The sequence below is a fragment of the Paracnuella aquatica genome, assembly GCF_003332885.2.
GTDB lineage: Bacteria > Bacteroidota > Bacteroidia > Chitinophagales > Chitinophagaceae > Flavisolibacter > Flavisolibacter aquaticus.
Window position 1 is genome coordinate 36,404 of record NZ_QOWJ01000019.1, and the last position, 21,006, is coordinate 57,409.

At 49.4% G+C, this 21,006-nt stretch carries 20 protein-coding genes; 11 read left to right on the forward strand and 9 right to left on the reverse strand.

What is annotated here, in order from left to right; all coding sequences use genetic code 11:
• Window positions 1-28: 28 nt before the first annotated feature.
• A complete protein-coding gene (mce, locus tag DRJ53_RS19720) occupies window positions 29-430 on the forward strand; it encodes a methylmalonyl-CoA epimerase (RefSeq protein ID WP_114237411.1) in 402 nt (133 codons plus the stop codon).
• 87 nt (window positions 431-517) lie between these two features.
• Here mce and DRJ53_RS19725 read toward each other — a convergent pair whose 3' ends face one another.
• The 4 genes from DRJ53_RS19725 to DRJ53_RS19740 all read right to left on the reverse strand — a co-directional run bounded on the left by DRJ53_RS19725 (window position 518) and on the right by DRJ53_RS19740 (window position 4,442).
• The gene (locus DRJ53_RS19725; protein WP_114237393.1) at window positions 518-1,504 is read right to left on the reverse strand and encodes a T9SS type A sorting domain-containing protein; all 987 of its coding nucleotides are present in this window, start codon (window positions 1,502-1,504) and stop codon (window positions 518-520) included.
• A gap of 471 nt (window positions 1,505-1,975) precedes the next feature.
• Window positions 1,976-2,722, reverse strand: a complete 747-nt coding sequence (rnc, locus tag DRJ53_RS19730; RefSeq protein WP_114237394.1) for a ribonuclease III — start codon at window positions 2,720-2,722, stop codon at window positions 1,976-1,978.
• A gap of 21 nt (window positions 2,723-2,743) precedes the next feature.
• A complete protein-coding gene (gene fabF, locus DRJ53_RS19735; protein WP_114237395.1) occupies window positions 2,744-4,009 on the reverse strand; it encodes a beta-ketoacyl-ACP synthase II in 1,266 nt (421 codons plus the stop codon).
• Between the two features lie 196 nt (window positions 4,010-4,205).
• The gene (locus tag DRJ53_RS19740) at window positions 4,206-4,442 is read right to left on the reverse strand and encodes an acyl carrier protein (RefSeq protein ID WP_072835589.1); all 237 of its coding nucleotides are present in this window, start codon (window positions 4,440-4,442) and stop codon (window positions 4,206-4,208) included.
• 175 nt (window positions 4,443-4,617) lie between these two features.
• On the opposite strand from DRJ53_RS19740, the gene DRJ53_RS19745 reads away from it, so the two are divergent.
• Window positions 4,618-5,046, forward strand: a complete 429-nt coding sequence (locus tag DRJ53_RS19745; protein WP_114237396.1) for a GNAT family N-acetyltransferase — start codon at window positions 4,618-4,620, stop codon at window positions 5,044-5,046.
• 499 nt (window positions 5,047-5,545) lie between these two features.
• Here the strand turns inward: DRJ53_RS19745 and DRJ53_RS19750 are convergent, their stop codons facing one another.
• Window positions 5,546-6,022, reverse strand: a complete 477-nt coding sequence (locus DRJ53_RS19750; protein ID WP_114237412.1) for a YcxB family protein — start codon at window positions 6,020-6,022, stop codon at window positions 5,546-5,548.
• A 154-nt stretch (window positions 6,023-6,176) separates the two neighbouring features.
• On the reverse strand, window positions 6,177-6,542 hold the full coding sequence (locus tag DRJ53_RS21750; protein ID WP_240040693.1) for a TraR/DksA family transcriptional regulator: 366 nt from the start codon (window positions 6,540-6,542) through the stop codon (window positions 6,177-6,179).
• A gap of 76 nt (window positions 6,543-6,618) precedes the next feature.
• Between DRJ53_RS21750 and DRJ53_RS21755 the strand changes: the two genes are divergently transcribed.
• Window positions 6,619-7,185: a hypothetical protein gene (locus tag DRJ53_RS21755; RefSeq protein ID WP_241558637.1), complete on the forward strand. Its 567-nt coding sequence runs from the start codon at window positions 6,619-6,621 to the stop codon at window positions 7,183-7,185.
• Here DRJ53_RS21755 and ileS read toward each other — a convergent pair.
• The 3 genes from ileS to hemH all read right to left on the reverse strand — a co-directional run bounded on the left by ileS (window position 7,120) and on the right by hemH (window position 12,516).
• Window positions 7,120-10,542: an isoleucine--tRNA ligase gene (ileS, locus tag DRJ53_RS19760; protein WP_114237398.1), complete on the reverse strand. Its 3,423-nt coding sequence runs from the start codon at window positions 10,540-10,542 to the stop codon at window positions 7,120-7,122. The genes DRJ53_RS21755 and ileS overlap by 66 nt on opposite strands.
• Window positions 10,543-10,725: 183 nt before the next feature.
• Window positions 10,726-11,277: a CopD family protein gene (locus DRJ53_RS19765; protein WP_114237399.1), complete on the reverse strand. Its 552-nt coding sequence runs from the start codon at window positions 11,275-11,277 to the stop codon at window positions 10,726-10,728.
• A gap of 174 nt (window positions 11,278-11,451) precedes the next feature.
• Window positions 11,452-12,516, reverse strand: coding sequence for a ferrochelatase (gene hemH / locus DRJ53_RS19770; protein WP_114237413.1), 1,065 nt, complete (start codon window positions 12,514-12,516; stop codon window positions 11,452-11,454).
• Between the two features lie 287 nt (window positions 12,517-12,803).
• On the opposite strand from hemH, the gene hemA reads away from it, so the two are divergent.
• The 8 genes from hemA (at window position 12,804) to hemL (ending at window position 20,705) form a co-directional block, all read left to right on the forward strand.
• On the forward strand, window positions 12,804-14,039 hold the full coding sequence (gene hemA / locus DRJ53_RS19775) for a glutamyl-tRNA reductase (protein ID WP_114237400.1): 1,236 nt from the start codon (window positions 12,804-12,806) through the stop codon (window positions 14,037-14,039).
• Entirely contained in the window at window positions 14,036-15,091 is a 1,056-nt protein-coding gene (locus tag DRJ53_RS19780) for a hydroxymethylbilane synthase (protein ID WP_241558641.1), read from the forward strand. The genes hemA and DRJ53_RS19780 overlap by 4 nt, the downstream gene beginning before the upstream one ends.
• The gene (locus DRJ53_RS19785; RefSeq protein ID WP_162303938.1) at window positions 15,078-15,803 is read left to right on the forward strand and encodes a uroporphyrinogen-III synthase; all 726 of its coding nucleotides are present in this window, start codon (window positions 15,078-15,080) and stop codon (window positions 15,801-15,803) included. The genes DRJ53_RS19780 and DRJ53_RS19785 overlap by 14 nt, the downstream gene beginning before the upstream one ends.
• Complete coding sequence (gene hemE, locus DRJ53_RS19790) at window positions 15,784-16,815, forward strand: uroporphyrinogen decarboxylase (RefSeq protein ID WP_114237402.1); 1,032 nt, start codon at window positions 15,784-15,786, stop codon at window positions 16,813-16,815. The genes DRJ53_RS19785 and hemE overlap by 20 nt, the downstream gene beginning before the upstream one ends.
• Window positions 16,816-16,884: 69 nt before the next feature.
• On the forward strand, window positions 16,885-17,238 hold the full coding sequence (locus tag DRJ53_RS19795) for a four helix bundle protein (protein ID WP_114237403.1): 354 nt from the start codon (window positions 16,885-16,887) through the stop codon (window positions 17,236-17,238).
• A 36-nt stretch (window positions 17,239-17,274) separates the two neighbouring features.
• Window positions 17,275-18,246, forward strand: a complete 972-nt coding sequence (gene hemF, locus DRJ53_RS19800) for an oxygen-dependent coproporphyrinogen oxidase (RefSeq protein ID WP_114237404.1) — start codon at window positions 17,275-17,277, stop codon at window positions 18,244-18,246.
• Window positions 18,247-18,346: 100 nt separating this feature from the next.
• Entirely contained in the window at window positions 18,347-19,324 is a 978-nt protein-coding gene (hemB, locus tag DRJ53_RS19805) for a porphobilinogen synthase (RefSeq protein ID WP_114237405.1), read from the forward strand.
• 82 nt (window positions 19,325-19,406) lie between these two features.
• Window positions 19,407-20,705: a glutamate-1-semialdehyde 2,1-aminomutase gene (gene hemL, locus DRJ53_RS19810; protein WP_114237406.1), complete on the forward strand. Its 1,299-nt coding sequence runs from the start codon at window positions 19,407-19,409 to the stop codon at window positions 20,703-20,705.
• Window positions 20,706-21,006 lie beyond the last annotated feature (301 nt).

A 21,006-nucleotide genomic window follows, 5' to 3' on the forward strand; every position in this document is an offset into this window, starting at 1 on the left:
AATTTACCATTCTCCTAAACAAATGCACATGTTAAAAGTTGAGCATATTGGTATCGCCGTAAAGTCGCTGCAACAATCCGTCCCCCTTTTCGAAAAACTGTTGAACACACCTTGTTATAAAACTGAAGAAGTAACCACAGAAAATGTGGCGACTGCTTTTTTTCAAAAAGGCGAATCGAAGATCGAACTGCTGGAATCAACGCGGCCCGACGGCGTGATCAGCCGGTTCATTGAAAAACGCGGCGAAGGCATGCACCATATTGCATTTGCGGTAGCCGACATTGAAGCCGAAATGGCTCGGCTGAAAGCAGAAGGTTTTACACTGCTTAATGAAGTGCCCAAGCCCGGCGCCGACGGCAAGCTGGTTTGTTTTGTGCACCCCAAAGATACCAACGGCGTACTCATTGAACTCTGCCAAGACCGGCACTAAAGCCCTTCTATAAATGAAGAGCCCCGGCACTGGGCCGGGGCATCTTTTGTTAAACGCGCCTATCGAAAAAGTTCAATCCTCAATTTTTTACAGCATTACCTGCTTTGATACGTTCAGGTTGCTGCCGCCGGTAAGGCTTACAATGTAAGCGCCGGAAGCTGCAGCACCTTTTGGCAGGATGATTTGGCTGCCGGTTTGTTTAAACTCCTGCTGCGACACCACCTGTCCGTTCATCGTGATGATGCGCACTTGCACCGGGGTGCTGATTTGTTGTGCCAGTTGGATGAGTACAAAGTTGCCGGTGGTGCTGCTGATAGAAACCTGTGCAGCAGCCGTGTTGGCGGTGGTGATGGTTTTTACTGCAGTATAAGTAAAGCGGCCATCGATATCAACCTGGCGGATGCGAAAATAAGCGATGCGGTTTACCGAGCTGCGGTCGGTGTAGCTGTAGCTGTTTACATTGGTGGAGTTGCCGATGGCAAATACCGCTGCAATCTTTTTCCAGTTGGTGCCGTCTTCGCTGCGCTCCACATCGTAGTGGCTGGCGTTGATCTCTTCGGAAGTGGCCCACTTTACCATGGAGCCGGTAGTGGCGCGGGCTACCGAAAAGCCAATGAATTTTACGGGCAAGGTGGTGGGGGTAAACTCGGTGAAGGTGCTTACGTTTTTGTTGATGTAAGCCGGGCCAACCTCCAGGCCTTGGCTGCCTTTATATTTTTCGGCGCCGCCTACAAAAATGATGCTGTTGCCTTTGCCGCTGGTAGCATTGATTGAGGCTGTTTTGCTGGTGAGCACCAGCTCGGAGTTGTTGCTCAATTTGATGGTGGCTTTATCCAGGGTAACCTTGCCTTCCACCTTTACATAAATATCTTGTTTGGAAAAATCTACGTCTTCCTTAATGGTATAGACAGCGGTTGAGGGAATCACAACGGTATCGCCGGTGAGGGGCATGCGCTTTTGGCTCCAGCTTTTTGCATCAGCAATGTTATTGCTGGCAAGCAGTTGGTTTACCTGCTGGGCATTAGCACCAAAAAAGAGGGCAATAGCAATGAGGGTAGTGTAAAAATTCTTCATGAGTACGGATTGATCTTAAAGTTTTCTTTAGGGGCGCTAAGTAAAGTGCTGATTGTTTTCTAGGGGTATTTAAGTAGCTCCTTTACTTTGCTGATGCAAATATAGCTAGGGTTTTTACTTAGGCAAGTGATTTTACTTAGTTGCATAGTAAAAACACATATTTATTTAAACGTAAATTTTAAAAAGTGTTCCCGCAGCTCATTATATAAATGAATAAAAATGCATGTTTATTGATGAGCTTAAAAAATTTCAGGCTGGCGTTGTTTTTACCTAAATACATACATCGTTGCCCACTAAGTGAATTGGGCAAACCCTTAGAAAAACACTTAGCCACCTAAGTAAAATCAGGTGATAAGTTTTGGTGAAATGGGAAGGTCGTGCTGCAAGCATATTATGTACAATCTCGAAGTATGATGCATAAAAAAACGGATGCAGCAGGTGCATCCGTTTTGCCCAAAGGCAATAAGTTGGTTACAATGAATTGGTAGGCGAGTCCGCGTTAACAATGCCCAGTTTTTCCACGGCCAGTTGCGCTGCTATTTGCGAAGCGTCTTTCTTGTTGTAGGCTTTTCCTTCGGCCACCACTTTGCCGTTGATCACCGCGCCTACAGTAAACAGCCTGCGGCCGCTTTGCATTTGTTCGTTCAGGGTTTCAAACTCCAGGTTTTTGCCGTTTTTGTTGGCCCACCCATACAGTTTGTTTTTGTGGTTGATTTCTTTTACCTCCAGATCGTCTACAAACATGTGCGGCATAATGATGCGTTCGCCCACCCACTTGGCTGTTTTTTTATAACCCAAGTCCAGGTAAATGGCGCCCACCAGAGCTTCCAGCGTGTTGCCAAAAATCTGGCTGGCTTTCAGCGAGGCATCCGACTTATTGAAAACGGTAACTTTTTTGAGCCCCATTTTTACCGCAATGTCGTTGAGCTGCGACCGATTCACCATCTTGCTGCGCATTTCGGTTAAAAAACCTTCCTCTTTATATGGATAGCGCTTGAACAGGTAATCGGCAATAACGGCACTAAGGATGGCATCGCCCAAGTACTCCAGGCGTTCATTGTTTTCGGCCGATGTTTCTTTAATGGAGCGGTGGGTAAGGGCCATGCGGTACAGCGACACGTTGCCGGGTGTGTACCCCAATATTGCTTTCAGGCTTTTCTTGAACGAAGAGCCTGCGTGCTTTTTATACAAACTGGTCCAGAAACCCACAAAGGACATGCGCTTTTTAATACTTCCTGCCTATCCAACCGTTGGAGCAGAATATTTTTTAAAAATCATGCAAGCATTGTGCCCGCCAAAACCAAATGTATTACTCAGGGCGGCATTTACCACACGTTCTTGCGCTGTGTGAAAAGTAAAGTTCAGCCGTGGGTCCAGTTCCGGATCGTCCGTAAAATGGTTGATGGTAGGCGGCACCACATTGTGCTGCACACTTTGAATACAGGCGATGGCTTCAATAACACCGGCGGCACCAAGGCAGTGGCCGGTCATTGATTTGGTAGAAGAAATATTGAGCTCGTATGCATGCTCGCCAAACACCGCCTGGATGGCTTTTACTTCGGCTACATCGCCCAACGGGGTTGAGGTGCCGTGGGTGTTTATGTAATCAATATCGGTTGGTAGCATACCGGCATCTTCCAGTGCCTGCAGCATTACGTTTTTGGCGCCCAGCCCCTCGGGGTGCGGAGCCGTCAGGTGGTGCGCATCGGCTGTAGCGCCGGCGCCGCCAATTTCGCAGTAAATTTTAGCACCACGGGCCAGAGCATGTTCCAATTCTTCAAACACCAGCACGCCGGCGCCTTCACCCATCACAAAACCATCGCGGTCCTTATCGTAAGGACGGCTGGCTGTTTTGGGGTCGTCGTTGCGTTCGCTGAGGGCCTTCATGGCGTTGAAGCCGCCAATGCCTGCTTCGGAAATAACCGTTTCGGCACCGCCGGTAATAATAATATCGGCCTTGCCCAACCGAATGAGGTTGAAGGCTTCCATCATGGCATTGGTAGCCGAGGCGCAGGCACTTACCACCGAAAAGTTGGGTCCACGGAAACCATGCCGCATCGAAATGTGGCCGGCAGCAATGTCCAGGATCATTTTCGGGATAAAGAATGGGTTGAATCGGGGGGTGCCGTCGCCTTTGGCAAAATTAGTTACCTCTTCCTGAAACGTAATCAGGCCGCCGATGCCCGAGGCAAATACAACGCCTACGCGGTCGGGGTTTACGTTTTCGGCGCTGATGCCGGCGTCCTGCACCGCCTGGTCGGAAGCCACGATGGCTACCTGTGTAAAGCGGTCCATTTTGCGGGCTTCCTTGCGGTCGAGGAAGTTGGTGGGTTCAAAGTCTTTTATTTCGCAGGCAAACCTTGTTTTAAATTTCGACGCATCAAACTGTGTGATGAAATCAGCACCGCTTACGCCATTGCGTAGGTTGTCCCAAAATTCGGAAACCGTGTTGCCCAATGGTGTAAGAGCACCCATTCCTGTTACTACAATCCGCTTTAATTGCATATTTGCCTGCACCCTGTTTTTTTAAGGAAAAAGAAATAAAGTCCGAAATCCAAAGCCAACAATGTTACTGGCTGTGCTTTGGATTCCGGGTAATTTATTTCGGATTTACTAAGTGAAAACCGCCTTTGCTTTTCAGTCAAAGGCGGGTAATTAAGTTTATTCCGTTTGGGTAACGGAGCTGATAATGATGTTTTTCTTATTTAGCGTGCTCTTCAAGGTAAGAAACAGCCTGGCCCACAGTGGTAATGGTTTCAGCCTGCTCGTCGGGAATAGAGATGTTGAATTCTTTTTCGAATTCCATGATCAGTTCAACCGTGTCGAGCGAATCGGCACCCAGGTCATTTGTGAAAGAAGCCTCATTTGTCACTTCCGCTTCGTCAACGCCCAGCTTGTCTACAATGATCTTTTTTACTCTTGCTGCAATGTCTGACATGATGTAAAAGTTTGGTTATAGTGGTGCAAAAATAGAAGTTTTTAAAATAATTAGCCCCTTGTGCAAAAATACCCGCCAAATCCTTTGCTATGGCGGATTACAGCCTATAACAAGGTCATTTTCAATTGGCCCGTTTCCGAGATATTTGTAACTTGACGGCACACAAACATACAGCATGGCATTGAAAATAATTGATTACGGCACTAGCGATTACCGGGAAATGGTGCGGCTGCGCGATGAAATATTACGCCGCCCGCTGGGGCTTACGTTTACGCCGGAAGAACTGGAACGCGAACAGGGCAACCTGATGATGGCCGCACTGGACGATGGCAAGATGCTGGGCTGCTGCATGCTGGTGGAAGAAGGCCCCAAAACCGTGCGGCTGCGCCAGATGGCGGTACGCAACGACCTGCAGGGCAAAGGTGTGGGCAAGGCCTTGATCCAGTTTGCCGAAAACCTGGCCCGCGACCAGGGCTACGAAAAAATAACCATGCATGCCCGTAAGAACGCCATCGGGTTTTACGAAAAAATGGGCTACCGGGTAAGCGGAGCCGAATTTCAGGAAATCACCATCCCGCACTATGTGATGGAGAAAGAGCTCTGAGGAATGTCGAAGGGGATGATGAATTATTGATTATGGATTATTGGGCTACTGACAAATTCATAATCCATAATTCAACATTTATAATTCACTTGTTCCTGTATTCGATATTCTATTTGATATCCAACACTTGGGCGTAGCCCAAACCTGTTTGTAGAAAATGGCTTTACCGGTTGCGATTATTTCGGTTGATCGTAGATCAACCCGGTGAACCACCGAAATATTGCAGCAAGGAGCCCGTTCGATGGGTTTGGGCTACGCCCAAATATTTCCCGGTTCAAATGTTGCATGACCAAAAGGTGTGGGCTATGCCTACTTTTTTATTATTGGTTGCTTTGTATCAACATTCTGTATTTTTCCCTCAAAAAACCGGCTCACTAATTCATAACCCATCATTTCTAATTCGTCATTCCCTTCTGCGGTTCGACATTCCTTGTTCCTTGTTCGATATTCTCAACTGACTTCATCTGTTCGAAATTCCTTGGCCTTCTGTTCGACATCCCTACGCTGCCACCTTGTTTTTCAACAATTGCCGCATTTCTGAAACTTCATCGCGGCTGGCAAAGGAATCTTTGGGCACCAGGAAAAAAGAACGGCTGTCGAAATAGAGGTGGAAGAAGTTGGGGGTTTCCATAAATGTTTTCAGCGCATTCCACGGCCAGGCACGGGAGCCCCGCTCATTGCCCAACGAAAACTGCTCTTCGGTAAACCGCATGGTAAAATGATCGCGGAAAGTGGAAGCCCTGCGGTATACGGCACCGGGCAGTAAAAACCAAAAAGTAATCATCAACACGATCCACAGCAGCGAGCTGACCAGGAACGCCAGCGGCGTTACTTGTTTTAAATAAAATAAAGTAGCAGCCACAAACGCAAATACATTTACCAGGATGATCATCAGCCTTATTTCGCGGCGCGAAAGAAAATGATAGCGCAGGGCCTGCAGCACCTGCTTTTTATTGTAGCTAAAATTGATGGTCATAAGCCGGGCGGTAAAGGTGGTTATTAAGCGGGCCTGTAAGTTATTTAAATGCATCATTGAACCGCCAAACACCCGTCATAACTTTTTGCCCGTTGCAGCACGGCGCAAAAAAAGCCCTGCAGGTGCAGGGCTTCCGTATTTTTTAAAGTGGTCCTTATTTATTCATCATTTGCTTGGCCTCAATGCTCAGCGTGGCGTGGGGCACGGCACGCAGGCGGGCTTTTTCAATGAGTTTGCCGGTTACGCGGCACACGCCATAGGTTTTGTTTTCGATTCGCATGATGGCCTTTTCCAAGTGGTCGATGAACTGGATCTGGCGGCTGGCCATCTGGCTCAACTGTTCGCGTTCCATGCTCATGGTACCGTCTTCCATAGTCATATATCTGCCCTCGTCGAGGTCGCCGCTACCGTCTTTGCGGGTAATCAGTCCTTGCAGATAAGCCAGTTCTTTTTTGGCAGCGTCCAGTTTTCGGTTGATAAGGTCGCGGAATTCTTGCAGCTCGGCGTCTGAATATCTCATGGTGGGTCCTCCTGATGGCTCCTGATTTTGTGTGTCTAAAACGGATTTGGTAAATTCTGGCTCGTACTTCACAGCCTTGTTGGTGCTGGTTTTAGGAATCACAACAGGTTTGGGCTCTTTCGCAGCCTTTTTAGCCGGTGCGGCCGCCGCTTTTTTGGCGGGGGTGGTTTCCAACGGCTTTATTGCAGGTTTCACTTCTTCTGTTGTTGGCGCAGCTACTACTGGTTTTTGCACAGGCGCACTGGTTTTAGGGGCTGCCTTGGCAGGGGCAGCTTTGGCCGGTGCTGTTTTAGCCGCAGCTTTTTTGGGGACAGCAACCGCTTTGGCCGGAGCCTTTACCGTTTTGGCGGGTGCTGCACTTTTCGGAGCGGCGGGTTTTTCGGCCTTTTCCGGCGCAGCTTTTTTAGCAGCCGCTTTTGGAGCGGGCACTGCTTTAGGGGCAGGCTTGGCTGTTGTGGCTTTACCGGTTTTTGATGCACCAGATTTTGCCGGGGCTGCTTTGGCAACGGCTTTTTTTACCGGTGCTGCAGCTTTGGCTGTTTTCTTTGAGGCTGCTTTTTTTGTGGCCATACGGTTGCTAAATTTTAGAAACGATGACTTTCAGCGTTTTATCATTCACTTCTATTTCTGTGCCATCGGTTAGATGGGGAATAAACTCCAGCTTGTCTGCCAAAATTTCCGTACAAATATAGTTTTCAAATCTAATAAGTGATGACTCAAGCCCGTCGGCGTCTCCAATTTTAACCAAAATGCGATCAGTGAGTTCAAACCCACTGTCTTTGCGCACTTTTTGGATGCGGTTCACAAATTCCCGGGCATTGCCTTCCTGTTCCAGCTCAGGCGTAATGTTGATGTCCAGCGCCACGGTAAGGGCCCCTTTGCTGGCTACGGTCCAGCCCGGGATGTCCTCCGAAGTGATCTCCACTTCGCTTAAAACAAGCTCAACAAAATCGCCGTCAACGGGGAGTGAATATCGGCCTTCTTTTTCAAATAAAGCAATCTCGTGCTGACCAAATTGGGCCAAAGCACCGGAAACCGCCTTCATTTTCGGGCCTAGTTTTTTGCCCAGCGCACCAAAGTTGGGCCGGATCTTCTTTTTAATAAATCCTTCGGTATCAGTGAGGTATTCAATTTCTTTTACGTTTACCTCAGCTAAAATTAAGTTCTCCACCTGCCGCAGCTGGTCTTCCATGGAGCCGTTGAGCACGGGCACCAGGATCTTTTGCAGCGGCTGCCGCACCTTGATGTTTACTTTTTTGCGCAGCGACAGGACCAGCGAGGAAGCATCCTGCGCTAGGGCCATCCGTTCTTCCAGCAGCGTATCGATCAGCGACTCGTCGGCAACCGGGAATAGCACATGGTGTACCGAAGCCTCGGTAAAGCGGCCGCTTACCGCATTGAGGTTGAGGAACAACTCATCGGCAAAGAAGGGCGAAATGGGCGCCATCAGCCGCACCACTGTTTCGAGGCACTCGTACAAGGTTTGGTACGCAGCAATTTTATCACCTTCGTACTCGCCTTTCCAAAACCGGCGGCGGCAGAGGCGCACATACCAGTTGCTGAGCTGCTCGTCCACAAAATCCTCAATCAATCGTCCAGCCTGGGTAGGTTCGTACTCATCAAATGCGGTGGTTACCTTCTGGACCAATGTTTGCAAGCTCGACAATATCCACTGGTCGATTTCTGGCCGCTGGGCTACGGGGATGGGCGCTTCTTTAAAGGCAAAACCGTCCACATTGGCATAAAGTGCAAAAAACTGGTAGGTATTATATAAGGTGCCAAAAAACTTGCGCTGCACTTCTTTGATGCCTTCGAGGTCAAACTTTAGGTTATCCCAGGGCGAAGCATTGGTGATGAGGTACCAGCGGGTGGCATCGGCGCCAAAATCGGCGATGGTTTTGAACGGATCCACCACGTTACCGAGGCGTTTGCTCATTTTGTTGCCGTTCTTATCCAGCACCAGGCCGTTGGAAACCACCGTTTTATACGCCAGGCCGGGATATTCTTTATCTACATCACCCAGGTAGGCGTCTTCTTTCAGCACTTCGTGCACCGACTCTTTAAGCATAGCAGCTAGCGCATGCAGGGTATAAAACCAGCCGCGGGTTTGGTCCACACCTTCGCAGATAAAATCGGCGGGGTAGTTTTTGGCAAAAAACTCGCGGTTTTCGAACGGAAAATGTGCCTGCGCATATGGCATGGCACCCGAGTCGAACCATACGTCAATGAGATCGGGCTCGCGGCGCATGGGCTGGCCGGTGGATGAAACCAGCACCACCTCATCTACATAAGGTTTATGCAGGTCCAGAATGCCGTCGTGCAGGTAAGCTTTGTTTACATCGCCGCCCAGCACCTGGTTGGCTTTTACAATTTCTTCGTTCAGCTCGGCAATAGAGCCAATGCATTTTTCCTCGCTGCCATCTTCGGTGCGCCAAACGGGCAGCGGTGTGCCCCAGTAGCGGCTGCGGCTAAGGTTCCAATCCACCATGTTTTCGAGCCACTGGCCAAAACGGCCGGTGCCTGTGGCGGCTGGTTTCCAGTTGATGGTTTTATTCAGATCCACCATCCGGTCTTTCAGTGCCGTAGTTTTAATAAACCAAGCATCCAGCGGGTAGTATACCACCGGCTTATCGGTGCGCCAGCAGTGGGGGTAGCTGTGCTCGTATTTTTCTACTTTAAAGGCGCGGCCTTCCCGTTTTAATTTTACGGAGATGTCCACGTTCACATCCTGGTAATCAGCCTGATTTTTATAATCCTTGATAAAACGGCCGCTGAACTCACCGAGGCCGTCCACAAATTTGCCTTCGCGGTCCACCAGCGTTAGGATGCCGATGCCGTACTTTTTGCCGACTTTATAGTCATCCGCACCAAAGGCAGGGGCTGTGTGCACCATGCCGGTACCATCTTCAGTAGTCACAAAATCGCCCATCAGCACCCGGAACGGCTGCGCATCGGGGGTAATGGCACGGATGGCTTCCAGCGAGTTGGCCTCGTAAGGCAGCAGTTGCTCGTATTCGACGCCTTCAAGCTGGCGGCCTTTAAACTGAGATACAATATTATATGGTATCACCTTGTCGCCTTCGGCATAAGAGGAGAAGTCGGCGTTTTCGCCTTCGGCTTTAAAATATTTGTGCAGCAGCGCCTTTGCCAGGATCACATGCTGCGGCTGGTAGGTATAGGGGTTAAATGTTTTTACCAACACATAATCAATATCCGGCCCGGCTGTGAGGCCGAGGTTGGAAGGCAGCGTCCAAGGGGTCGTGGTCCAGGCGAGAAAGTAGAGTTCTAAGTCGCCAGTCTGAAGTTCGGAGTTAGCAGCGTTAAAAAGAAACTGGCTCTTTTCGTTTTGCACCACTTTAAAACCCACTGTGGCGCTGGTGTCTTTCACCATTTTATAGGTGCCGGGCTGGTTCAGCTCATGTGAGCTGAGGCCGGTGCCAGCAGCAGGCGAATAAGGCTGGATGGAAACGCTTTTGTACAGCAGGCCTTTTTTATACAACTCCTTCAGGCACCACCACAGGCTTTCGATGTACTCATTGGTAAAGGTGATGTATGGATTTTTTAGGTCCACCCAATAGCCCATCTGCGTGGTCAGGTCGTCCCATTTGTCTTTGTAGCGCAGTACGGCTTCACGGCATTTTTGGTTGTATTCGGCCACCGAAATGGTTTTGCCGATGTCTTCCTTGGTAATGCCCAGCTCTTTTTCCACGCCCAACTCTACGGGCAGGCCGTGTGTATCCCAGCCGCCTTTGCGCTCCACCTGGAAACCTTTGGCCGTTTTGTAGCGGCACACCAGGTCTTTCAGCGTGCGGGAAATAACGTGGTGAATACCGGGCATGCCATTGGCGGAAGGCGGGCCTTCGTAAAAAACAAAAGAAGGTGCGCCTTCGCGCAGCGAAACACTTTTTTGAAAAGCCTCCTCCCGTTCCCAGCGGTCGAGTACTTCTTTTTCGATGGCGGGCAGGTTCAGGTGCTTGAATTCTTTATAACGATTGGCCATATGGACAATAATACGATTTTGAAAATGGGGCTAAAGGTAAGGAAAGCAAAGGGGAAGAATTGCGGCGGGCCACCTGTTTGGCCGCTTTCGCTGTTGTAATTTTTGCAATATTTGGCGCATGTGAGCCCGGCGGCAGTGCCGGAAAAGTAATAGAAGGAAAATGGTGCGATGTTTTTGTGCCGCTCAGGCCCCTTTGGCCCTGATGTTCTTGTAGATTTTAATGGCACTCATCAGCACCACAATAAACGCTATCAATCCCAGCAAACCCCAAAGCCAGGAAACACTGGTTTTAACTGTAGCCAAGATCACCACTGTAACTAAAAAGATGGTGGCCACTTCGTTCCAGACCCGCAGCTTTTGCGAGCTGTATTTAAAAACGCCGCGCATTTCCTGCTTATAAATAACGTGGAGCGAATAATGGTAAGCGTACAACCCGGCCACAAACAGGATCTTCACGGCCAGCCAGCGGCCGCCTTCAGTAAAAACCGTGTTGAACCAGCCACCCTGCCACATTACCCAAGGCCCAAAAATCAGTGTAAGTATCGCCGACGGCCAGGTAATGCCCCTCCACAGCCGTTGGGTCATTAGGGTCAGTTGCTTGCCTAAAATGCTGCGCTCCGGGTCGGGCCGCTCCTGTGCTTCGGTGTTGTAAATAAACAGGCGGACAATGTAAAACATCCCGGCAAACCAGGTTACCACGAAAATAATGTGCAGGGCTTTGAGGTAGAGGTACACGGGAGGGGCGTTTTGGGTTTGTAGTTTGGGTGTTTAAAGTCTAAAGTTTAAGGTTTAAGGTTGTTCAAATGGTTCAACGTGTTTAATATGTTCAAAAGGTACATGCGTCAACAACTCATTGAACGTCATTGAACCTTATTGAACAAACCGAACAACTTTAAACCTTAAACTGCTTCACGCCAGCTCGTGCACCATTTTGCCCAGCTTCATGGAGTTGTCGCCGGAAGCCAACTCGGCCACCCATTTTTTGAGGGCGCCCACCCAAAGCGGGTGCACGTTGAGGCAGGGAATCATGGTAAACGATTCGCCGCCTGCATGTATAAAGCTTTCCTTTCCCTCTTCGGCAATTTCCTCCAGGGTTTCCAGGCAGTCGCTTACAAATGCGGGGCAAACCACCAGCAATTTTTTTGCTCCTTCACCCGGCAACTCCTCCAGCCGCTTGGCGGTGTAGGGCTGCAGCCACGGATCGCGGCCCAGGCGGCTCTGGAACGAAAAGCCCCATTTGCCTTCCGGGATGCCCAATCGTTTTACCACTTCTTTGGTAGTAGCCCAGCACTGGTGGCGGTAGCAATACTGGTGCGCCTCCGATGCTACATCGCAGCAATTGGCTACTTGCAGGCAATGCTTCCCGGTAATGTCGCCTTTTTTAATATGGCGTTCGGGCACCCCGTGGTACGAAAACAATATTTTGTCGTACTCCTGCTCCAGGTAAGGCTTCATGCTTGCGCATAAGGCGTTAAGGTATGTTTCGTCGTCGTAATAAGGCTTTAGCGTGGTCAGTTTAAACTTGTAGCCGCCTTTGCGGTGCTGCTCCTTGGCGTATTCCACGGCCGTTTCGTACGAGCTCATGGCATAATGCGGGTACAGCGGCACCAGGATCACTTCTTCCAGGTCGCCGTTTTGCTGCAGCAACTCATCGTACGCCATTTTGGGTGATGGGTTGCCGTAGCGCATGGCAATGGTTACCGGCTCGTCAATTTCTTTATCCAAAGCTTGTTGCAGTTGCCGGCTAATGACCAGCAGCGGCGAGCCCTCATCCGTCCAGATGGACTTATAAGCCTCCGCCGACTTGGGCGCCCGGAACGGAACAATGATGCCCTGCACCAACAGTGCCCGCAGCAGCCAAGGTTTGTCAATCACCCGCTCATCCATCAAAAACTCGTTCAGGTAACGTTTTACATCCTTCACCTCGGTAGAGTCGGGCGATCCCAGGTTCATCAGTACAACAGCTCTTTTCATGGTAACATTTAGGTGGAACAAAAGTAAAGGCGATTTTGGATTGCCGATTTCGGAATTCAGAACCGCTGAAAAATTCAGTGCGTTTTTATTTATGAGCAATAACTGCAATCCGAAATCGGTAATCCGAAATCCCTTTGACATTTGGTGCCTAAAATTGTTCAATTGATCCTTGCTAATGCGCAACCTGATGAAAATCAACTGGCGAAATGACACATCAATGACATTCGGATTAGCCTTAAAGGGCGCACCAAACTACCTTTGCCCTGCGACTTTACCAACGACGAAGAATGGATACAAACCACTACAAGCACCTCAATCAGTTTTTTATTGTAGGCATCAACTATAAAAAAACCGACGCTTCCATCCGCGGCCAGTTTGCCATCAATAACGACCAATACGAAGCTTTGCTGACCACAGCCAAAAGCAACGGTCTGGGCGAATTGTTTGTTTTGTCCACCTGCAACCGCACCGAGGTGTATGGTTTTGCCCACCACGCGGGCCAGCTGATCCAGCTGCTTTGCTCGCAAACCATTGGTTCCGCCGAAACATTTTCCCAATTAGCATATGTAAAAAATGGCTGCGCCGCTATCGAGCACCTGTATAGCGTGGCCGCCGGCCTTGACTCGCAGATTTTGGGTGATTATGAAATTGTGGGTCAAATTAAAATCGCATCCAAGTTTGCCAAAGACCGCGGCTTTGTAGGTGCATTTACCGAACGCCTCCTCAATTCGGTGCTGCAATCTTCCAAACTGGTTAAAAATAATACCGAGCTGAGCGGTGGTACCGTTTCCGTTTCGTTTGCCGCGGTGCAGTACATCCGCAACCTGGTGGCCAACCCCTCAGAGAAAAATATTTTGCTGTTAGGTGTAGGTAAAATTGGCCGCAACACTTGCAAAAACCTGGTCGATTATATCGGCACCACTAATATTACCCTCATCAACCGCTCGCCGGAAAAAGCGGCCGAGCTGGCTGCTGAACTGGGCTTGAAGTCGGCACCGATTGCTGATCTTAAAGCCGAGATCGAACAGTCTGATATCATCCTGGTGGCTACCAATGCCGCCGAGCCTACCATTTTGAAAGAACACCTGGAAGGTGGTTCCAATAAACTGATTATTGATCTTTCCATTCCTTATAATGTAGCCGACGATGCGCAGGCCCTGCCCAACGTGCACCTCGTAAACGTAGATGAGCTTTCGAAGCTGAAAGATGAAACGCTGAAAAAACGCGAAGCCGAAGTGCCCAAGGCAAAAGCCATTATTGCTGAATGCATGACCGAGTTTGAAGACTGGCAGCAAATGCGCCGCCATGCGCCGCTGCTGAAAGCCGCCAAGCTGAAAATGAAGGAACTGCACAACAACCCCGAATACCTGAGTTGTGTGCACGGTTGCAGCAAAGAGGCCGAAGCCCGTATCCAGCGTGTGATCAACGATATGGCCAGCAAAATCCGCGTAAAAAACGGCGGAGCCTGCCACTACTTCGAAGCCATCAATAAATTTATGACCTCCGGCGCAGCCCAATCATGATGGAACAACCTTTACGCATTGGCACCCGCGACAGCCAGCTGGCTGTGTGGCAGGCCACCCTGGTGCAGGATTTACTCAAGCAAGCAGGAATTGCCTCCGAGCTGGTGTACATGAAAAGCGAAGGCGACATTAACCTCACCACGCCGCTCTACGAGATTGGCGTTACCGGTGTGTTTACCAAAGTGCTGGATATTGCGCTGCTGGAAAAGCGCATTGATATTGCCGTGCACTCTATGAAAGATGTGCCAACCCAACTAGCCAATGGCCTGCAGCAGGCCGCCGTGCTGGAACGAGCTTCTTATAAAGACATTTTTGTTTATAAAAATGAGGCCGACCTCGAAGCGCTGGGATTTGTAAATGGTGAATGGCAAATCGTCAATCGTCAATCGTCAATCGTCAATCGTGATATGTCAATCTGCAAACGTGAAGATGTTTCCGCCGTAGCTAATCCTTTGACGTCTGACGTTTCACGTTTCACGACTCCCTTCACCATCGCCACCTCCTCCATCCGCCGCATTGCGCAATGGAAACATCGCTATCCGCACCACAATATTGAAAACCTGCGGGGCAATGTAAATACCCGCTTGCGCAAGGTGGCCGAAAACAACTGGAACGGCGCCATCTTCGCTGCTGCAGGATTGGAGCGCATTAATCTGCGCCCCGAAAAGGCTATTAACCTCGACTGGATGCTGCCGGCACCCGCACAGGGCGCCATCATGGTAGTGTGCCGTAAAGGGGATGACCGTGCATTTGAGGCCTGCCAAGGTTTTCACCATGGGGAAACGGCACTGTGTGTACAGGCGGAACGCGACTTTTTGCGCACCCTCATGGGCGGCTGCTCTACACCCATCAGTGCGCTGGCGCAAATGCGCAATGGCAAGGTGCATTTGCGGGGCAATATTTGCGCCCCGGATGGCGGCCAGATGATAGAAGCTGAAAAAGAAGCCACACCTGAGGATGCAGCCACATTGGGTGTGCTTCTTGCAAATGAGCTCCTGAACCAACCCTTAGTCAATGGAATTGTTCAGCAGGTACGGAATGGAAAAAACTGATTGGACCATATTAAGCACCCGGCCGCTTTCGGAAGATTTACTGAACGAAGCGGCAGCAAAAGGCTTTCACATCGAATGCCTTTCGTTTATTGATACCGAGCCCATCAACAGTGAGGAGGTGGCGCAAAAAATAAAGAAAGCTGCTGCACGAAGCGGCACCATTGCATTTACCAGCATGAACGCGGTGGATGTAGTGCGGCAGCATATTGATCAAAAGCCTGCATGGCGTATTTATGCCATTGGCAATACCACCAAACAACTGGTGGAGCAGCACCTTGGGCCCGTATCGGGCACGGCCGAATATGGCGGCGACCTTGCTGATGCCATTATTAAAAACGGCGAGACGGCGGTTACTTTTTTCTGCGGCGATATCCGTCGCGATGAACTGCCGGGCAAGTTGCGGGATGCGGGTATTGAGCTGAACGAAGTAGTTGTGTACCGCACCATTTCATTGCCGCAAAAGCTGACAAAAGAGTACCAAGGCATCCTGTTTTACAGCCCCAGTGCGGTACATGCGTTTTTCGAAGAAAACACTTTGCCCGAAGGCACCATTTTGTTTGCAATTGGGCATACTACTGCCGCTGCATTGAACACGTACACACAAAATCGCATATACGTTGCCAATAGTCCGTCGAAAGAAGGCCTCGTAAGAGACATGATGGATTATTTCAGCAATCAAAACCAAATAGAGCATGACTCCACTGAAAAATGACCTGCTGCTCCGTGCCCTGCGTGGCGAACAAGTTGAACGTCCGCCCGTATGGATGATGCGCCAGGCCGGCCGCTACCTGCCCGATTACCTAAAGCTGAAAGCCAAGTACGACTTTTTTACCAGGGTGCAAACGCCGGAACTGGCTACCGAAATTACGCTGCAGCCCATCGAACAGGTAGGTGTGGATGCCGCCATTATTTTCTCCGATATCCTGGTGATTCCGCAGGCCATGGGCGTGGAAGTATTGATGGAAGAAGGTAAAGGCCCATCGCTACCCAAAGTAATGCAAACAGCTGCCGACATTGATGCGCTGATTACTACTGGTGCGGAAGAAAGCCTCAAATATGTGCTGGATGCATTGACATTGACAAAAAAAGAGTTGAACGGCCGCACACCGCTCATTGGTTTTGCAGGTGCACCTTGGACCATCCTCTGCTACATGGTAGAAGGTAAGGGTTCTAAAACATGGGATAAGGCAAAACAATTTGCGTACACACAGCCCGAGTTAGCGCATCGCTTGTTGCAAAAAATTACCGATATCACCATCGATTACCTGATTGCGCAAACCAAAGCAGGCGCCGATACCGTGCAGGTTTTTGATAGCTGGGCAGGCTCCCTGAGTCCTGCCGATTTTAAAACATTTGCGCAGCCTTACCTGTTGCAGATTTCCGATGCGGTTAGCAAGCATGCACCGGTTATCCTGTTTCCGAAAGGTACTTGGTATGCGTTAAAAGATTTGGCGCAAAGCAGCGCTTCGGGTATTGGATTGGATTGGACCGTTGATCCTAAATTGGCCCGTGAATGGACCGGCGGCAACATCACGCTGCAAGGCAATTTCGATCCGGCAAAACTGCTGGCGCCAATACCCGAGATCAAGAAAACGGTTAAGGAAATGATTGATGGTTTTGGCACCCAACGCTACATCGCCAACCTCGGGCATGGCATCACGCCCAATGTGCCGGTGGACCATGCCAAGGCGTTTGTGGAAGCGGTGAAGGAATACGGATCGTGAGGCGTGAAACGTCAAACGTGAAAGGTGAAGGTTGCACCACATTTTCGCTATTACTATTTTGGATAAAAAATGTTTTTGCAACTAAATCATCAGCAGCTTGACGTATACTCCGCAGCGAAGCAATTTGCTCATGAGTGCTACAGGTTTACCAGGCACTTGCCTCCGGAGGAGCGATTTAATATGGTGCAGCAAATCAGGAGGGCTGCACTGTCGGTAGTGTTGAATATAGCAGAAGGAGCCTCTCGTAAATCAGAAGTAGAGCGGAAAAGATTTTTTGAAATATCGCGTGGATCGTTGATCGAGATAGATGCGGCTTTTGATGTGGCAGAAAGCCTTGGCTATTTCTCCGGCTTTGACCAAAAGTCTTTGTCGGAACTTGTCAATAGAACTTTTAGCATGCTCACCAAATTGCTGCATCATTGACGATTGACGTTTCACGTTTGACGAATAAAAACATCCATGAGCACTATAAAAGAACAATGGCTCTCCTACATCCACGATTTGCAAAACCGCATTTGCGCGGCGTTGGAAGCTGCGGATGGAAGCGCCAAATTTATAGAGGATAAGTGGGAGCGTCCCGAAGGTGGAGGCGGCAAAACCCGTGTGATTGCCAATGGTGCTGTGTTCGAAAAAGGAGGTGTGAATACTTCGGTTGTGTTTGGTGAAGTAACCGATGCCATGCGTACGCAGCTAAAGATAAATGGGCACGCCTGGTTTGCATGCGGCCTTTCACTGGTGCTGCATCCGGGCAACCCTTTTGTGCCCACGGTGCATTGCAACTACCGCATGTTCGAGTTGTACAACGAAAGGGGCGAAACCATCGATCGTTGGTTTGGTGGCGGCACCGATCTTACACCGTATTACCTGTTTGAAGAAGATGCAAGACATTTTCACCAGACATACAAAGAAGTGTGTGATCGCTTTGATCCTGAATTCTATCCAAAGTTCAAAAAAGTATGTGATGATTATTTTGTGAATCATCACCGCAATGGAGAACGCCGCGGTATTGGTGGTATTTTTTACGACTACCAAAAGCCAAATGAAGAACGGGACGTCGATTTCTGGATGGGCTTTGGACAGGCTTGCGGCGATGCATTTATTCCCGCTTATGTGCCCATTGTGGAAAAACGAAAACACCTGCCTTTTACAGCCGAACATAAACACTGGCAGGAAATACGCCGTGGACGTTACACCGAATTTAATTTAGTACATGACCGCGGTACACTGTTTGGACTCAAAACAAATGGCCGCATTGAAAGTATTTTAATGAGCCTGCCGCCAACAGTACGGTTTGAATACAACTACCAGCCCCAGCCCGGCTCACCGGAAGCCGACTTGCAAGATGCGTGTATGCATCCCCGTGAGTGGGTTGCAACCGGGCCTACTGAAGAAGAACGACTGGAGTGGGCCAAACGATCAAATACCTGCTGATTGAGGCCAATGAACTGACTGCAACTTTTGCTGCAACCGATAAAACAGCAAAAACGAGCATCGCAAATCAGAAATCTTAAAATCAGACATCAGAGATCTTATGTATTTACAAAGACGAAACAGGATATTAAGACAGTCTCCTGCCATACGTAGTTTGGTTGCAGAAACTGTACTTACACCCAACGATTTTATTGCCCCCATATTTATTGATGAAGGCGAAAACGTAAAAACGGAGATCGCCTCCATGCCTAATTACTTCCGTTGCTCGCTGGATCTCACTGTAAAAGAGGTGAAAGAGCTTTGGAGCATGGGCATCAAAAGCGTACTGCTGTTTGTAAAAGCCGACGACGAAACAAAAGACAATAAGGGCACCGAAGCCATCAACCCCAATGGCTTGATGCAACGCAGCATCCGCGCCATTAAAGATGCCGTACCCGAAATGGTGGTGATGACCGATGTGGCCCTGGACCCATACTCTTCGTTTGGCCACGATGGCATTGTAGAAGGGGGTGAAATTGTAAACGATGCAACTGTGGAAGTGCTGGCCCAAATGAGTGTGAGCCACGCCGAAGCCGGCGCCGATATCGTTGCCCCGTCCGATATGATGGACGGCCGTATTGCCGCCATTCGCCAGGCGCTGGAGCAAAGCAATTTTACCAAAACCGGCATCATGGCCTACAGCGCCAAATATGCGTCCTGCTTTTATGGCCCTTTCCGCGATGCGCTGGACAGTGCGCCAGGATTTGGCGATAAAAAAACCTACCAGATGGATTATGCCAACCGGCAGGAAGCCATCAAGGAAACCATTATGGATGTAGAAGAAGGCGCGGATATTGTAATGGTAAAACCGGCGCTGTCTTACCTCGATATCATCCGCGAAGTAAAAAATGCGGTGGATGTACCGGTAAGCTGTTACAACATCAGCGGCGAATACGCCATGATCAAAGCCGCCGCAAAAATGGGCTGGATCGATGAAGAAAAAGCCATCATCGAAACTTTGACTTCGATGAAACGTGCCGGCGCCGATTTGATCGCAACGTATTTTGCAAAAGATGCAGTTAGACTTTTGAACCACTAAGACACAAAGACACGGAGGTACACAAAGGGCTTCGTGCAACTTTGTCCCTTCGTGTCTTTGTGGTTTAAATAAAACCATACAGATGAAATTTTCCAAAAGCCAAGCACTATTCGAAAAAGCCCAGGCCTCCATTCCCGGTGGCGTTAATTCGCCGGTACGAGCATTCAAAAGCGTCGGCGGCTCGCCAGTTTTTATCCAGCGGGCAAAAGGCGCTTATCTATACGATGAAGATGGCAACCGCCTGATCGATTACATCGCCTCCTGGGGTCCCATGATACTTGGCCATGCGCATGATTTGGTGGTAAAAGCCATCCAGCAAAAAGCCACCGAGTCTACTTCATTTGGCACACCCACCGAACTGGAGATCGACATGGCCGAACTGATCAAAAGCATGGCGCCCAACGTAGATCTTATTCGCATGACCTCCTCCGGCACCGAAGCTTGCATGAGTGCGGTGCGGCTGGCTCGTGGCTATACGGGTAAAAATAAAATCATCAAGTTTGAAGGTTGCTACCACGGCCATGCCGATTCGTTCCTGGTAAAAGCCGGCAGTGGGGTGGCTACATTTGGTATTCAGCAAGTGCCCGGCGTAACGGCCGGCGTTGCCAACGATACATTGGTAGCGCCCTATAATAACCTGGAAGTGGTGCAGCAACTCGTCGAGCAAAATAAAGACGAAATCGCAGCCATCATCATCGAGCCGGTGGCTGGCAACATGGGTTGCATTTTACCTGAACCTGGCTTCATCGAAGGACTGCGCCTGCTGTGTACACAGGAAGGTATCGTATTGATTTTCGATGAAGTAATGACCGGCTTTCGCCTGGCTCCGGGCGGCGCACAACAACGTCTGCAGGTTGATGCCGACCTCGTAACGTACGGAAAAGTAATTGGTGCCGGTATGCCTGTTGGTGCGTTTGGGGGTAAACGTGAGATCATGGAATACATCGCGCCGCTGGGCAATGTGTACCAGGCCGGAACCCTCAGCGGCAACCCGCTGGCGATGGTTGCAGGTTATACCCTATTAAGTGAGTTGAACAACAATCCGCAATACTACCAAGAGCTCGACGACAAAACTTTATACCTGCGTGGTGGCCTCGATAGCGTGTTTTCCAAAAGTGGCATTCCATATGTCATCAACCAGTTGGGCTCCATGATATCGGTGCATTTCAGCGATAAACCTGTTACGGATTTTGCTACTGCTGCATCGGCCAACAACACCCTGTTCGCACAGTTTTTCCACGCCATGCTGCGCCGCGGTATTTACCTGCCGCCATCGGCGTTTGAAAGCTGGTTCCTCAACAACGCACTTACTTACGAAGACCTCGATGCAACCATCCTGGCTGCAGGTGAAAGTTTGTTGGAGATACAGGAACAGGCATAAAACGATTGTCCAATTAACTCAAAATAGAAATTGATCGATTTGATTAAAGCTTCCATCTCTTCAAGAGATGGAAGCTTTTTTATGTAGCCACCTGTGGTAATGCTATTATGCTTTTGTTGCGTCGCACACTTGTACGTTCTGTATCACTATTGTGCTTCACAAATGTACCTGTAGTAAACTGTTTCCTTTTATTAGCTGTCCTTTAGACTTGCATTTTTGATTATTGCGGTGGTTTTCTTTTTGTTGTGGTTTACTTCTATACTGTTTGCTTTCTTTGGTTGGCTATTGGTTTAGTTTTTTT